Origin of the sequence: Streptomyces sp. HNM0645 (genome assembly GCF_030056615.1) — a bacterium.
In the GTDB taxonomy this organism is placed as follows: Bacteria; Actinomycetota; Actinomycetes; order Streptomycetales; family Streptomycetaceae; genus Streptomyces; species Streptomyces marianii.
In genome coordinates this window covers 41,408-55,568 of the sequence record NZ_JASHLT010000042.1, presented here as the reverse complement: position 1 = coordinate 55,568, position 14,161 = coordinate 41,408, and the positions used below count along the sequence as shown (strand labels likewise).

Below are 14,161 nucleotides of genomic sequence, written 5' to 3'. Positions count from 1 at the left end.
GCGGCCCGGCCCGCCTACCCCAGCGCCGTCACCCACGCCAGCGCCTCCTCCACCCCCGTCACCGTCGGGACGTCCTCGGGTACGGGCGGGCGGCGGACCACGACGACCGGGAGGCCCGCCTCGCGGGCCGCGGTGAGCTTGGGCGAGGTGGCGGCGGCGCCGCTGTCCTTGGTCACCAGGACGTCGACGGCGTGGTCGGCGAGAAGCGCCCGTTCGCCGTCGAGGGTGAAGGGACCGCGGTCGAGGAGCACCCGCATCCGCGCGGGGTGCGGCTGTTCCGGCGGGTCGACGGAGCGGACCAGGAACCACAGGTCGTCCAGGTGCGCGAAGCACGCCAGCCCCATGCGGCCCGTCGTCAGGAAGACCCGGCGCCCCAGCGAGGGCAGCCTCTCGGCCGCCTGCGCGAGGGAGTCGACCGGGTGCCAGTCGTCGCCCGCCACCGGGACCCAGCCGGGGCGCCGTAGCGCGAGCAGGGGAACATGGGCCCGGTCCGCGGCGTGCGCCGCGTTGAAACTGATCGCCCCGGCGAAAGGATGGGTGACGTCGATGAGTGCGTCCACCTGGTGCTCGCGCAGCCAGGCGGCGAGGCCCTCCGCCCCGCCGAAGCCGCCGATCCGCACCTCCCCCCGGGGCAGCCGCGGTGCCGCGACCCGTCCCGCGAGTGACGTGGTCACCCGCTGCCCCCGCGCGTGCAGCGACTCGGCGAGGGCACGCGCCTCCGTCGTACCGCCGAGGACCAGGACGTGCACGGGGGACCTCCATGAGTGAACCGGCGCCCGTGGGCGGACGCAGCGCCCAACTCAAGCACACCGGTCTCCGGCCCGGCTGGACCACCGGGGCCTGCGCCACCGCCGCGACGACCGCCGCGTACACCGCGCTGCTCACCGGGGACTTCCCGGACCCGGTGACGATCACGCTGCCCAAGGGACAGAGGCCCGCGTTCGGGCTGGCCGTGGAGGAACTGGCGGACGGGCACGCGACGGCGGGCGTGGTCAAGGACGCCGGCGACGACCCGGACGTCACACACGGCGCGCTGGTCCGTGCGACCGTGCGGATCCTGCCCGTCGGTTCGGGGGTGGTGTTCCGCGCCGGACCGGGCGTCGGTACCGTCACCCGCCCCGGGCTGCCGCTGGACGTCGGCGAGCCGGCGATCAACCCCGTGCCCCGGCAGATGATGCGGGACCACGTCACGGAGGCCGCCGCCCGGTACGGCGGCTCGGGCGACGTCGAGATCACGGTCTCCGTCGACCACGGGGAGGAGATCGCGCGCTCCACCTGGAACCCGCGGCTCGGCATCCTCGGCGGACTGTCCGTCCTCGGCACCACCGGAATCGTCGTGCCCTACTCCTGCTCGGCGTGGATCGACTCGATCCGCCGCGGTGTGGACGTGGCCAGGGCGGCAGGACGCACCCATCTCGCCGGGTGCACGGGCTCCACGTCCGAGAAGACGGTCGTCGCCCTGTACGGGATTCCCGAGGACGCGCTGCTTGACATGGGCGACTTCGCGGGCGCGGTGCTCAAGTACGTCCGCAGGCACCCTGTCGACCGGCTCACCGTCTGCGGCGGCTTCGCGAAACTGTCCAAACTGGCGGCCGGGCACATGGATCTGCACTCGGCCCGCTCCCAGGTGGACAAGGGCTTCCTCGCGGAGCTGGCCCGCCGGGGTGGGGCGGACGGGACGCTGGCGGCCGAGGTCGCCGCCGCCAACACCGGTCTCGCGGCGTTGCAGTCGTGCGCGGCCCGCGGGGTCCCGCTGGGCGATCTCGTGGCGGTGACCGCGCGTGACCGGGCACTGGAGGTGCTGCGGGGTGCGCCGGTCACGGTGGACGTGGTGTGCGTCGACCGCGCGGGCACGGTGGTCGGCCGCTCGGCGCCGAAGGGCCCCTGAGACGAAGGGCATCCGAGGCGAAGCGCTACTGGGCCGGCGAACTCCAGGGGCCTGAGACGAAGGGGTCCTCGTTCCCGTTCCGCGTACGCCGCCCGCACCCGGCCCAACCCCGCGGTCGAACCGGACCCGCACCGGACCCGGACCCGGACCCGAACCCTCCTTCGCATTCGGCGCCCGTCCTCCCCGCCGGATCTATCCCGGCGCGGTCTCACTCCGGGGCCGAGGCGTCCACGGGTACGTGCACCGGAGCCGGATCCGGGTACGTGCGCGGGGTCCAGACGATCTGCTCGCCCGAACCGCGGCGCACCGTCCTGGTCTGCGACGAGCCGACCAGCAGCAGGGTCCTCATGTCCACCACCGCTGGGTCGAGTTCACCGAGACGCACGATCCGCACGCTCTCCTCCGGACCGCCCACGTCGCGCGCGACGACGACCGGGGTGTCCGGGGCGCGGTGTCCGAGCAGCAGTTCACGGGCCTTGGCGACCTGCCAGGTCCGGCTGCGCGAGCCGGGGTTGTACAGGGCCAGGACGAGATCGGCCGCCGCGGCCGCCGTCAGCCGCTCCGCGATGACCTCCCACGGCTTCAGCCGGTCGGACAGGGAGATGGTGGCGTAGTCGTGCCCCAGCGGTGCCCCGGCACGCGCCGCGGCGGCGTTCGCCGCGGTGAGGCCCGGCAGCACACGCACGGGAACGTCCGCGTACGGCTCCTGCGCCGCGACCTCCAGCACGGCCGTGGCCATGGCGAAGATCCCCGGGTCGCCGCCCGACACCACGGCCACCCGGCGGCCGCGCCGGGCGAGGTCGAGGGCGAACTCCGCCCGCTCGGACTCCACCTTGTTGTCCGATCCGTGGCGACGCTGCCCGGCACGCACCGGTACCCGGTCCAGATAGGTCGTGTATCCGACCAGGTCGTCGGCGGCGGCGAGCGCGCCGCGGGTCTCGGGCGTCAGCCACAGTGGCCCGGCCGGTCCGGTGCCCACGACGACGACCTCGCCCCGGGGACGCGCCTCGGGTCGCACCTCGTCGATCCGGCTCGGCAGCACCGCCACCGAGAAGTACGGCACCGACTGCGGGTCCACGTCCGCCAGCCGCTCCGTGCGCTCGCCGGCCATCGTGGCCCGCTCCACATAGCGCGCGTCCTCCAACCGGCCCGCCCGCTCCAGCGCCCGCCGTACGGCGGGGAAGGTCCGGCCGAGCTTCATCACCACCGCCGAGTCGGTGGCGGCGAGACGGGCCGCCAGTTCCTCCTCGGGCAGCGTGCCCGGGACGATCGTCAGCACCTCCTCCGCCTCGCACAGCGGCTCCCCGAGCCGCGCGGCCGCCGCGCTCACCGAGGTCACGCCGGGGATCACCTCGGTCGGGTACCGGTGGGCGAGCCGCTTGTGCATGTGCTGGTAGGAGCCGTAGAAGAGCGGGTCGCCCTCCGCGAGCACGGCGACCGTCCGCCCGGCGTCGAGATGCGCCGCGAGCCTGGCCGCGGCCTCCTCGTAGAAGTCGTCGAGCGCCCCCCGGTAGCCGCCGGGATGGTCGGTGGTCTCGACCGTGATCGGGTACATCAGGCGCTCCTCGATGTGGTCGGGGCGCAGGTGTTCCGCCACGATCGAGCGGGCGATGGAACGGCCGTGCCGGGCGCAGTGGTACGCCACGACGTCCGCCTCCGCGACGACCCGGGCCGCCCGGAGCGTCATCAGCGACGGGTCGCCGGGGCCGAGCCCGACGCCGTACAGCCTTCCGGTCCGCTGTGTGCTCACTCCGCCTCACTCGCCATCGCGTTGATCGCGGCGGCGGCCATGGCGCTGCCGCCGCGCCGGCCGCGCACCACCAGGTACTCCGGACCGCCCCCGTGCGTGGCGAGGGCCTCCTTGGATTCGGCCGCGCCTATGAAGCCCACCGGCACACCGATGACGGCGGCAGGGCGGGGCGCCCCCTCGTCGATCATCTCCAGCAGCCGGAAGAGCGCGGTGGGGGCGTTCCCCACGGCGACCACGGAACCTTCGAGGCGGTCCCGCCACAGTTCGAGCGCGGCGGCGCTGCGGGTCGTGCCGAGCCGGGCGGCCAGTTCCGGCACGGACGGCTCCGAAAGCGTGCAGATCACCTCGTTGCCCGCGGGCAGCCGCTTGCGGGTGACGCCGCTCGCGACCATCTGTGCGTCGCACAGGATCGGCGCCCCGGAGCGCAGGGCCTCGCGGGCCCGGGCCACCACCCCGGGCGAGTACGCGAGGTCGCGGACGAGGTCGACCATGCCGCAGGCGTGGATCATCCGCACCGCGACCTGGCCGACGTCGGCCGGGAGCGCGTCGAGCGCCGCCTCTGCGCGGATGGTGGCAAAGGACTGGCGGTAGATCTCCGCGCCGTCCTTCTCGTAGTCGAACACGGTCTTGTCGCTCATTTCGTCGTACGGGTTCGGGCTGTGGCGATGGTGACTGCGAGCTCGGCGCGGGACGGTACGGGTACGGGAGTGCCGTGCGCGGTCACCCGGTACGCGCCGTCCCCGGTGGCCACGACGTCCACGTACTCCCCCTGCGGACGGCCGCAGCGCCGCTCGCAGCCCGACCAGTACACGGGCAGTCCGCCCCGGCCGGGAGTCGCGTCGGCCCGCACGTCGGCCAGGGACCTGGCGCACCCGGGCCGGCCGGTGCACGCGCCGATCCCGTACCAGGGCGAGTCGGTGCCGGTGATGAAGCCGCCCCGCCCCAGTGCTTCGAGGCGCGCCAGTGCCGTGCCGCGGTCCGCGAACCCGGGCAGGACGGCCCCGCGCCACGGGGTCAGCCGCACCTCGTCAGCGGGGGCCGGCAGCAGTTCCCGCAGCTGCGCGACGGTGAGCCGCCCGAGCGGAGCGGCGACGGACACGGCCCAGCCGTCCGGCCCCTCCACGACACCGGGCAGCGGTCCGGTTCCGGGCCCCTCGGGCCGATCCGCAGGCAGGCCCGGGGCCGGACCCAGGGCGGAGGGTTCCGTTCCGGTGAGAGGGGGGAGCGGTTCCGCCGCCACCCCCGCCCGCTCCAGCCACACGTCCACGCCGATGTCCTGCCCCTCCGGCAGCTCCCGCACGCGCCACGCACCCGTGCCCGCCCCGGCGGCTGCGGTCAGGAACGCCTCCGCCGCGGCGAGCGCCGCGCGTGCGGCGTGGGCGGCACATACACGGAAGGCGTGGCGCCCGACCCGCAGCACCGCCCGCCGGTCCGCCTCTGCGAGCAACGTCACATCCGCGCCGAGTCCGGCGACGTCGCCCCGGCCGTCGTCCAGGGCGAACAGGAACCGGCCCGAGAGCCCCGTCGCCCAGTCGGCGGCGCACAGCAGCTCGTCCAGCTCCCGGGCCCACAACTGCACGTCGGCACGGCCGAGTCCGTCCAGTCCGGCCAGCGGTGAGGCCACGACGTTGCGCACCCGCTCATGGGTCTCGGCGGGCAGCAGCCCGGCGTCACGCAGCAGTTCCGCCAGCTCCGCCCCGCAGCCGTCCGACAGGCCGCGCAGCTCGGCGTTCCCCCGGGAGGTGATGCTCAGCGCCCCGTTCCCCAGCCGACCGGCCGCGGTGGCCAGCACACGTACCTGATGTCCCGTCAGCAATCCGGCAGGGAGGCGGAGTCGGGCGAGCCACCCGTCGTCCGCCGCATGCAGCCGCAGCGCGCCAGGGCAGGCGTCGCCCCGGTCCCGTATGCGGGGTTCGCCCCGGTCCGGGGGGGTTGTCGGTGTGGGCGGCATGGCGGCGAGCATACCCACGTCCTTCCAGGTGGCCGCCCTGCCGGCGGGCCGCAGCCTCTACTATGCAGAAAGGCACGGGGTCCCAGGGCCCTAGGGAGGAAGCCCGGTGAGAATCCGGCGCGGTCCCGCCACTGTGAACCGGGTCCCGGCGACGGGGTCCGGTGAGTCAGGAACTCCCGCCGACCACGACCACCCGGGGCGCGGAAACCCCGAGGAAGGCCTGCGCACGCGATGACGCACGCGACGATCCTGCTGCTGTCGACCTCCGACACCGACCTGCTCAGCGCCCGCGCCGCCGAGGGCCCGGTCCGGTACCGCTTCGCGAACCCTTCACGCCTCCCCCTCGACCGGCTGACCGAGCTCCTCGACGGCACCGATCTGGTCGTCGTGCGCCTCCTCGGCGGCGTCCGTGCCTGGCAGGAGGGCCTCGACGCGCTGCTGGCCCAGGGCCGGCCGGTGGTCGTCCTCACCGGCGAACAGGCCCCGGACGCCCAGCTGATGGAGACGTCCACCGTTCCCATCGGCATCGCGGCGGAGGCCCACGCCTACCTCGCCCACGGCGGCCCGGACAACCTGGAGCAGCTCGCCCGGTTCCTGTCGGACACCGTCCTGCTCACCGGTCACGGCTTCGCGCCGCCCGCGCCCGCCCCCACATGGGGCGAGCTGGAGCGCACCCCGCGTCGCGACAGCGGCCCGCTCGTCGCCGTGCTCTACTACCGGGCCCACCACATGAGCGGCAACACCGCCTTCGTCGGCGCGCTGTGCGACGCCGTCGAGGACGCGGGCGGCCGGGCCCTGCCGCTGTACGTCGCCTCACTGCGAGCCCCCGAGCCGGAGCTGCTGGATCGGCTCCGCGACGCCGACGCCGTCGTCACCACCGTCCTCGCCGCCGGCGGTACCCGGCCCGCCGAGGCCCAGGCCGGAGGGGACGACGAGGCGTGGGACGCGGGCGCGCTCGCCTCCCTCGACGTGCCCGTGCTGCAGGCCCTGTGCCTGACCGGGCCGCGCAGCGCCTGGGAGGAGAACGACGAGGGGCTGTCCCCGCTGGACGCCGCCAGCCAGGTCGCCGTCCCCGAGTTCGACGGCCGCCTCATCACCGTGCCGTTCTCGTTCAAGGAGATCGACGAGGACGGCCTCCCCGCGTACGTCGCCGACCCCGAGCGCGCCGCCCGCGTCGCCGGCATCGCCGTGCGCCACGCCCGGCTGCGGCACATCCCGAACGCCGAGAAGCGCCTCGCGCTCGTCCTCTCCGCGTACCCGACGAAGCACTCCCGCATCGGCAACGCCGTCGGCCTCGACACCCCCGCCTCCGCCGTCGCCCTGCTGCGCCGGCTCCTCGACGAGGGCTACGACTTCGGCACCGAGGAGATCCCCGGACTGAAGTCCGGCGACGGCGACGAACTGATCCGCGCGCTCATCGAGGCCGGCGGCCACGACCAGGACTGGCTCACCGAGGAGCAGCTCGCCCGGAACCCGGTCCGCATCCCGGCCGCCGACTACCGGCGCTGGTACGCGACCCTGCCCTCCGAACTGCGTGAGGCGGTCGAGGAGCACTGGGGACCGGCGCCGGGCGAGATGTTCCTGGACCGCTCCCGCAACCCGGAGGGCGACATCGTGCTGGCCGCCCTGCGCCGCGGCAACCTGCTGGTCGTCATCCAGCCGCCGCGCGGATTCGGCGAGAACCCGATCGCGATCTACCACGACCCCGATCTGCCGCCCTCGCACCACTACCTCGCCGCCTACCGCTGGATCGCGTCCCCGCAGTCGACCGGGGGTACCTCCCGGGCCGAAGGCTCTGGGGGAGGAGGATTCGGCGCGGACGCGATGGTCCACCTCGGCAAGCACGGCAACCTGGAATGGCTGCCCGGCAAGAACGCCGGGCTGTCCGCGGCCTGCGCGCCCGACGCCGCGCTCGGCGATCTGCCGCTGATCTACCCGTTCCTGGTCAACGACCCGGGAGAGGGCACCCAGGCCAAGCGCCGCGTCCACGCCACCCTCATCGACCACCTCGTCCCGCCGATGGCCCGCGCCGACTCCTACGGCGACATCGCGCGCCTGGAGCAACTGCTCGACGAGTACGCCCAGATCTCCTCCATGGACCCGGCGAAGCTTCCCGCGATCCGCGCCCAGATCTGGACCCTCATCCAGGCGGCGAAGCTCGACCACGACCTCGGTATGGAGGACCGCCCCGACGACGACGGCTTCGACGACTTCCTGCTGCACGTCGACGGCTGGCTCTGCGAGGTCAAGGACGCCCAGATCCGCGACGGACTGCACGTCCTCGGTGGTGCGCCCACCGGCCCGGAGCGGGTCAACCTCGTCCTGTCGATCCTGCGCGCCCGGCAGATCTGGGGCGGCACCACCGCCCTGCCAGGACTGCGCGAGGCGCTCGGCCTCGACGAGTCCGCCGCGACCCGGACCACCGCCGACGAGGCCGAGTCCCGGGCCCGCGCCCTGGTCGAGGCCATGGAGGACGCCGGCTGGGACCCGGCCGCCGTCGCCGCCGTGGCCGAGGGCCACGGCGAGGCGGTCGCCGACATCCTCGGCTTCGCCGCCCGGGAGGTCGTCCCGCGCCTCGCCGCCACCACCGACGAACTCGACCACACCGTCCACGCGCTGAACGGCGGCTTCGTCCCGGCCGGACCGTCCGGCTCGCCGCTGCGCGGCCTGGTCAACGTCCTTCCGACGGGACGGAACTTCTACTCCGTCGACCCCAAGGCCGTGCCCTCCCGACTCGCCTGGGAGACCGGCCAGGCCCTCGCCGACTCCCTCCTGGAGCGCTACCGCACGGACAACGGCTCCTGGCCGACGTCCGTCGGACTGTCCCTGTGGGGCACGAGCGCGATGCGCACCGCCGGCGACGACGTGGCCGAGGCGCTGGCGCTGCTCGGCGTCCGCCCCGTCTGGGACGACGCCTCCCGCCGCGTCAACGGCCTCGAACCGGTGCCGCTCGCCGAGCTCGGCCGTCCCCGCGTCGATGTGACGCTGCGCATCTCGGGCTTCTTCCGCGACGCGTTCCCGCACGTCATCGGCCTCCTCGACGACGCTGTCCGGCTCGCCGCCTCGCTTGACGAGCCCGCCGACGAGAACTTCGTACGCGCCCACGCCCAGGCCGACCTCGCGGAGCACGGCGACGAACGGCGCGCCACCACCCGCATCTTCGGCTCCCGCCCGGGTACGTACGGCGCCGGCCTGCTCCAGCTGATCGACTCCCGCGACTGGCGCACCGACGCCGACCTCGCCGAGGTCTACACGGTGTGGGGCGGCTACGCGTACGGCCGCGGTCTCGAAGGCCGGGCGGCGCGCGAGGAGATGGAGACGGCGTACAGGCGGATCGCGGTCGCGGCGAAGAACACCGACACCCGCGAGCACGACATCGCCGACTCCGACGACTACTTCCAGTACCACGGCGGCATGGTCGCCACCGTGCGCGCCCTGCGCGGCACCGCGCCCGAGGCGTACATCGGCGACTCCACCCGCCCGGAGACGGTCCGCACCCGCACGCTCGTGGAGGAGACCTCCCGCGTCTTCCGGGCCCGCGTCGTCAACCCCAGGTGGATCGAGGCGATGCGCCGCCACGGCTACAAGGGAGCCTTCGAACTCGCCGCCACCGTGGACTACTTGTTCGGCTACGACGCCACGACCGGCGTGGTGGCCGACTGGATGTACGACAAGCTCGCCCAGGCGTACGTCCTGGACCCGGAGAACCGCGAGTTCCTCCAGCAGGCCAACCCCTGGGCCCTCCACGGCATCGCGGAACGACTGCTGGAGGCGGAGTCCCGCGGCATGTGGGAGAAGCCCGACCCGGCGGTCGTCGACGCGCTGCGCCAGGTCTTCCTCGAGACGGAGGGCGACCTGGAGGGCGACGGCTGACCAAGGCCCCACCCCGGAAGCACTCCGGTCGTACCCGGTCACCGCCCGGCGATGTCCGGACCGGACCGGCGACTGCCGGAGTGACCAATGGAAACGCCCCGAGACCGGACCAGGTCCAGGACTACGTCGACATCGCCGCCCGTCGCGGCTACGAGGCCGTGATCACGTTCACGAACGACGTGGCCCTGGAGGGCCGGCCCCTCGTCGACGTGAAGATCGACGGGCGTCGCCGGAGCAAGGTCGCGCCGTGGCACCTCTCCTGGGCCGAGGTCGCCCACCAGGCGCAGATGCTGATCCGGCACGAAGGCGTGGGCAACGCCACCCACGCCTGGCTCCTGCAGGAACTGCTGCACTACCTCCAGCACGAGAACTCCGGTTGCCACGGCTTCCAGAACATGCGGCCCGCCTGGGTGCCCGTACGACGGGGCATCGACGAGGAGACCCTCTGCCAGGGCGACCGGCGCGCCGTGGAGGTCGTCGAGAACTGGCAGAGGCTGATCCGGCAGGTCTGTCTCCGGCTCGGCGGCGAACTCGGCCAGAAGGTCCTGCCCGTACAGCGTGCGAAGCGCGGCACCGACCCCGACTTCCGCTGTGCGGGTCTCGCCGACGACCTCTGCACGGACGGCCGGCTCACCGCCGATCTGCGCATCGAGGGAACACCCGCCATCATGGCGATCACCGCCGATCTGCGGACCGGGAAGCTCCGCACGTCCATCGAGATCCCGGCACCCGAGCGGGGGTACCCGCTGACGTGGGCGAAGCGGCTCGTTCGGCAGCCGGCCGAGGCACCCGCCGACCTCCATGTCGAGACGCTGACCGACGGATCGACGGGAGGCCCGCGCGGCACCCTGGAGCGCCTGCGTCCGGAGCCGGGCGACATCCTCCCCCGGGACGACGCGCAGATCACCGGCTTCCGGCTCTCGCTGTTCAAGAGCATGGGCAACACCCGCGGCAACGCGGAGTCCGGGTTCATCCACAGCGTCGACCAGGCCGTCGACCGCTTCCACGCCGGCGTGGTGACCCAGCTCGACCGCCGGAGCGGACGGCGGGCGTAAGACTTCCGTCACCACCGGGAACGTTCCTTTCGCCGCCCCGTACGACTTGAATGGAGCCATGAGGACTTCGGTGGTACGCAGACCCGTGGTGATCGTAGGGCTGGTGGTGGTCGCGGTGGTGGCCGTCGCCGGGCTGTACTGGTTCCAGCCCTGGAAGCTCTGGGTGGACGAGACCGTGCGCGAGGAACTGCCCGCGGCCGCCCCGGCCTCGCCGGACGCACCGGGGGCGTCCGCGGACACGACGCCGCCGGCCGCGTCCGCGCCGGAAGTGCTGGCCACGGGGCGCTTCATCAGCCATGAGCACGACACGACCGGCAGTGTGAAGATCGTCCGGCTCGCCGACGGCTCCCGCACGCTCCGGATCGAGGGCCTGGACACCAGCAGCGGCCCCGACTTGCGCGTCTGGCTCACCGACGCACCGGTGAAGGAGGGCAAGGACGGCTGGCACGTCTTCGACGACGGGCAGTACGTCAGCCTCGGCAAGCTGAAGGGCAACAAGGGCGACCAGAACTACGCGCTGCCCGCCGACGCCGATCTCAACCGCCTGACCAGCGTCACCATCTGGTGCGACCGCTTCGACGTCTCCTTCGGCGCCGCGGAGCTCGGCAAGGCGGCCGCGTAGCCTGAGAGCACGATGAACATCTTCACCACGTCATGGGGCGACCTCGGGCTCACCCGCTTCCCCGAGGACCCCCGTGACCCGCTCCGCGCCTGGGACGCCTCGGACGAGTACCTGCTGCGCCATCTGGAGGGCGAGACGCTCGACGGCACCGTGGTCGTGGTGGGCGACCGCTGGGGAGCGCTGGTCACGGCACTCGCGGCGCAGCGGCCCGTGCAGATCACCGACTCGTGGCTCACCCAGCAGGCGACCCGCGCCAACCTCGTCCGCAACCGCTCCGTCGAGGAGGCCGGCGGCGTGCGCCTGCTGTCGACCCAGGACACCCCGCCGGACCGGATCGACGTCCTACTGGTCCGTGTCCCCAAGAGCCTCGCTCTGCTCGAGGACCAGCTCCAGCGGCTCGCGCCCCGGCTGACCGCCGACACGCTCGTGGTCGGCACCGGCATGGCGACGGAGATCCACACCTCGACGCTGAGGCTCTTCGAGCGGATCATCGGTCCCACCCGTACGTCACTTGCGGTCAAGAAGGCAAGGCTCATCCACTGCGCCCCCGCACCGGACCGCACCGGACCCGCGGCCGTCCAGGACGACCCCTGGCCCCGCAGCTACACGCTGCCGGCCGGCATCGGCGTCATGTCGGGACGCCCGGTGACCAATCACGCGGGGATCTTCTGCGCCGACCGCCTGGACATCGGCACCCGCTTCTTCCTCGAACACCTCCCCGACCGCCGCGGTCCGCTGCGCGTCGTGGACCTGGGCTGCGGCAACGGCGTGGTCGGTACGGCCGTGGCGGTCGCCAACCCGGAGGCCGAGGTGGTGTTCACGGACGAGTCGTTCCAGGCCGTCGCCTCGGCCGAGGCCACCTTCCGGGCGAACACCGGACCGTCCGCCGGTGCCGCCTTCGCCGTCGGCGACGCGCTGTCCGGGACAGAGCGCGAGTCCGTCGACCTCGTGCTGAACAATCCGCCTTTCCACACCCACCGAGCGCTGACCGACAGCACCTCGTGGCGCATGTTCACCGGTGCCCGCAGGGCCCTGCGCCCCGGCGGCGAACTGTGGGTGATCGGCAACCGGCACCTCGGCTACCACGTCAAACTGCGCCGGATCTTCGGGAACTGCGGGACGGTCGCGAGCAATCCGAAGTTCGTGGTCCTGCGCGCGGTGAAGCGCGGCTGACGGGCGGGACGTCGAGTCGGGAGCCGGGAGTCGGGAGCCGGGAGCCGGTCCGGACCCGACGCCCGGGGGCCCGGCCGGCCGAGCCGCGTGAGGCGGTCCGCCGAGCCGGGCCCCCGGGCCCTGAACCGTGGCGTGTACGGGATCAGTGGTTGTTGACGCCGTTGCCGGAGAGCACCGGGACGTCGTCCAGGACGTGCGACAGCGGCTCGTCGCCCTTGGCCTGGGTCGAGTTCTCGGCGCACTGCTGGTCCTGCGGGTTGGCCAGGGCGCCGATGTCCTGGACGCCGACCGGCACGAGACCGACGAGCGAACCGGCGTTGGCCTTGGCGGGCAGCCCCACGCACAGCTTGTTCAGCGAACCCTGAACGGCGCTGAGCTGCGGGCTCTGGGCGCCGTAGGTGGCCGAGTTGCCGTAGATCTGCGCGGCGTCGTTGCCACTCAGCGACGTCGTGCCGCCGTCGTCGCCGATGGCCAGGGCCTGCGGGGCGGCGGTCAGCGCGGCTCCGGCCACGGACGCGGTCACGGCTGCTGCTGCCCACAGCTTCTTCATGGTGATTCCCTTCGGGGAGGTTCGCGATGTTCGGGGCGTCGGGATGCGCACTCCACCGGTGAGTGATGTACGCAGTGATCAACACCGGCCTCCGTGCCCCGGTTGCGGCCTGTAACCCGATCAGCCCAGCGCGGAGGGCGCTGTTCGGGACGTTCGGTTCTTTCGCAGCAACGAGCCTGGGCGGTAAGGGATATTGGGGGCATGGCGGAGCACAAGGGCCGTTGGGAACGGCAGGGGCTGATTCCGGCGAGTCGCAGGGAACCGGAAGGCGATAGGGAGCCGGTGGACCGGGTCAGGCCGGCGGTCCGGCCGGTCGCGGACCGCTCGGTGGAGCCCATCTACGCGTCCCTCATGGCCAGTTGGTACGCCCAGGGGAGGACCGTTCCCGGCGTCCATGACCGTGAGTGGTCCGACCTCGTCTCCTGGTCCTGGCCCCGCTGGTGAGCGGCCACCGCGCCCGTCGCTCCCACGGGCGGGCGCGGTACGAGCGGCGTGGCGACACGGCCTCCGGGAGGGCACCGGGTGCCCACGCGAACGGGCCGGGCCGCCGCGGAGCACCGCGAACGGTCCGGCCCGGCCGGTGTGGGCGACGGTCAGCCGTTGCCCTGACCGTTGGCCGAGAGCACCGGGATGTCGGAGAGGATGTGCGACAGGGCCTCGTCGCCCTTGGCCTGGGTCGAGTTCTCCGTGCACTGCTGGGCCTGCGGGCTGGACAGGACGTTGAGGTCCTGGACGCCGACCGGCACCAGACCGACGAGCGAACCGGCGTTCAGCTTGGCCGGCAGACCGACGCAGGGCTTGTTCAGCGAACCCTGGACGAGAGCCATCTGCGGGCTCATGTTGCCGTACGTGGCGGAGTTGCCGAACACCTGCGACGCGCCGACGCCACTGGCCGACGTGGTGCCCGTGTCATTGCCGACGGCCAGGGCCTGCGGCGCCGCCGCGGCCGAGGCGCCGACGACCGACGCGGAGACGGCCGCAGCCGCCATAGCCTTCTTCAGCACGAGTTGATCCCTTTCCTGGGTTCAGGTCCTTGGGCTGCCGGGCTCCCGGGTTTCTGAGAGGGGACTGAGGCGCCCGTTTCCCGGAGCCTCCTGACCAACTCGGACCAGCGGACTTGGTTCTTCCGCTTCACTCCAAAGGACGGTGCCCGACGGCGGCGGGCGTGCCGTTCGGCCGGAACGTTTCCCCGATCTGCCGGCGGCCTTCCCGTGCGCGTCGCGAACGCACGCGTCATGAGGGCTGTTCGGGTGAAACAACGCAACCAAACGTCCTCCGTTCAGTTTGAGTCGGTGCGCA

General features: G+C 73.2%; 11 protein-coding genes, 1 pseudogene and 1 riboswitch. Of the genes and pseudogenes, 6 read left to right on the top strand and 6 right to left on the bottom strand.

The genetic code is table 11. The features are described from left to right. Positions 1-14: 14 nt before the first annotated feature. Positions 15-749: a cobalt-precorrin-6A reductase gene (locus tag QMZ92_RS25755; RefSeq protein WP_283299868.1), complete on the bottom strand. Its 735-nt coding sequence runs from the start codon at positions 747-749 to the stop codon at positions 15-17. 11 nt (positions 750-760) lie between these two features. Here QMZ92_RS25755 and QMZ92_RS25750 point away from each other — a divergent pair, with 11 nt between their 5' ends. After that, the gene (locus tag QMZ92_RS25750; RefSeq protein ID WP_283299867.1) at positions 761-1,888 is read left to right on the top strand and encodes a cobalt-precorrin-5B (C(1))-methyltransferase; all 1,128 of its coding nucleotides are present in this window, start codon (positions 761-763) and stop codon (positions 1,886-1,888) included. Between the two features lie 208 nt (positions 1,889-2,096). Here the strand turns inward: QMZ92_RS25750 and QMZ92_RS25745 are convergent, their stop codons facing one another. The 3 genes from QMZ92_RS25745 to QMZ92_RS25735 are packed head-to-tail and all read right to left on the bottom strand — an operon-like array spanning position 2,097 to position 5,589. Beyond that, complete coding sequence (locus QMZ92_RS25745; RefSeq protein WP_283299866.1) at positions 2,097-3,638, bottom strand: precorrin-2 C(20)-methyltransferase; 1,542 nt, start codon at positions 3,636-3,638, stop codon at positions 2,097-2,099. Beyond that, a complete protein-coding gene (locus QMZ92_RS25740; protein WP_283299865.1) occupies positions 3,635-4,276 on the bottom strand; it encodes a precorrin-8X methylmutase in 642 nt (213 codons plus the stop codon). The genes QMZ92_RS25745 and QMZ92_RS25740 overlap by 4 nt, the downstream gene beginning before the upstream one ends. Beyond that, positions 4,273-5,589, bottom strand: coding sequence for a ferredoxin-like domain-containing protein (locus tag QMZ92_RS25735; protein ID WP_502962137.1), 1,317 nt, complete (start codon positions 5,587-5,589; stop codon positions 4,273-4,275). Before QMZ92_RS25735 ends, QMZ92_RS25740 begins: the two co-directional genes overlap by 4 nt. A gap of 57 nt (positions 5,590-5,646) precedes the next feature. After that, a riboswitch (cobalamin riboswitch) is annotated at positions 5,647-5,783 on the top strand. A 37-nt stretch (positions 5,784-5,820) separates the two neighbouring features. Here QMZ92_RS25735 and cobN point away from each other — a divergent pair. The 4 genes and pseudogenes from cobN to QMZ92_RS25715 all read left to right on the top strand — a co-directional run bounded on the left by cobN (position 5,821) and on the right by QMZ92_RS25715 (position 12,312). Continuing rightward, positions 5,821-9,462 (top strand): cobaltochelatase subunit CobN, encoded by a 3,642-nt coding sequence (cobN, locus tag QMZ92_RS25730; protein ID WP_283299862.1) that lies wholly within the window; start codon positions 5,821-5,823, stop codon positions 9,460-9,462. A 71-nt stretch (positions 9,463-9,533) separates the two neighbouring features. Continuing rightward, positions 9,534-10,517, top strand: a pseudogene (locus QMZ92_RS25725) (hypothetical protein); the annotation flags it as partial. Positions 10,518-10,575: 58 nt separating this feature from the next. Then, complete coding sequence (locus tag QMZ92_RS25720) at positions 10,576-11,139, top strand: DM13 domain-containing protein (RefSeq protein ID WP_283299861.1); 564 nt, start codon at positions 10,576-10,578, stop codon at positions 11,137-11,139. 12 nt (positions 11,140-11,151) lie between these two features. Beyond that, positions 11,152-12,312 (top strand): methyltransferase, encoded by a 1,161-nt coding sequence (locus tag QMZ92_RS25715; protein ID WP_283299860.1) that lies wholly within the window; start codon positions 11,152-11,154, stop codon positions 12,310-12,312. 142 nt (positions 12,313-12,454) lie between these two features. On the opposite strand, the gene QMZ92_RS25710 is transcribed toward QMZ92_RS25715, so the two are convergent. Continuing rightward, on the bottom strand, positions 12,455-12,862 hold the full coding sequence (locus QMZ92_RS25710; protein ID WP_283299859.1) for a rodlin: 408 nt from the start codon (positions 12,860-12,862) through the stop codon (positions 12,455-12,457). Between the two features lie 201 nt (positions 12,863-13,063). Between QMZ92_RS25710 and QMZ92_RS25705 the strand changes: the two genes are divergently transcribed. Continuing rightward, positions 13,064-13,306: a hypothetical protein gene (locus QMZ92_RS25705; protein ID WP_283299858.1), complete on the top strand. Its 243-nt coding sequence runs from the start codon at positions 13,064-13,066 to the stop codon at positions 13,304-13,306. A gap of 149 nt (positions 13,307-13,455) precedes the next feature. Here the strand turns inward: QMZ92_RS25705 and QMZ92_RS25700 are convergent, their stop codons facing one another. Continuing rightward, entirely contained in the window at positions 13,456-13,866 is a 411-nt protein-coding gene (locus tag QMZ92_RS25700; RefSeq protein ID WP_283299857.1) for a rodlin, read from the bottom strand. Between the last annotated feature and the right edge of the window lie 295 nt (positions 13,867-14,161).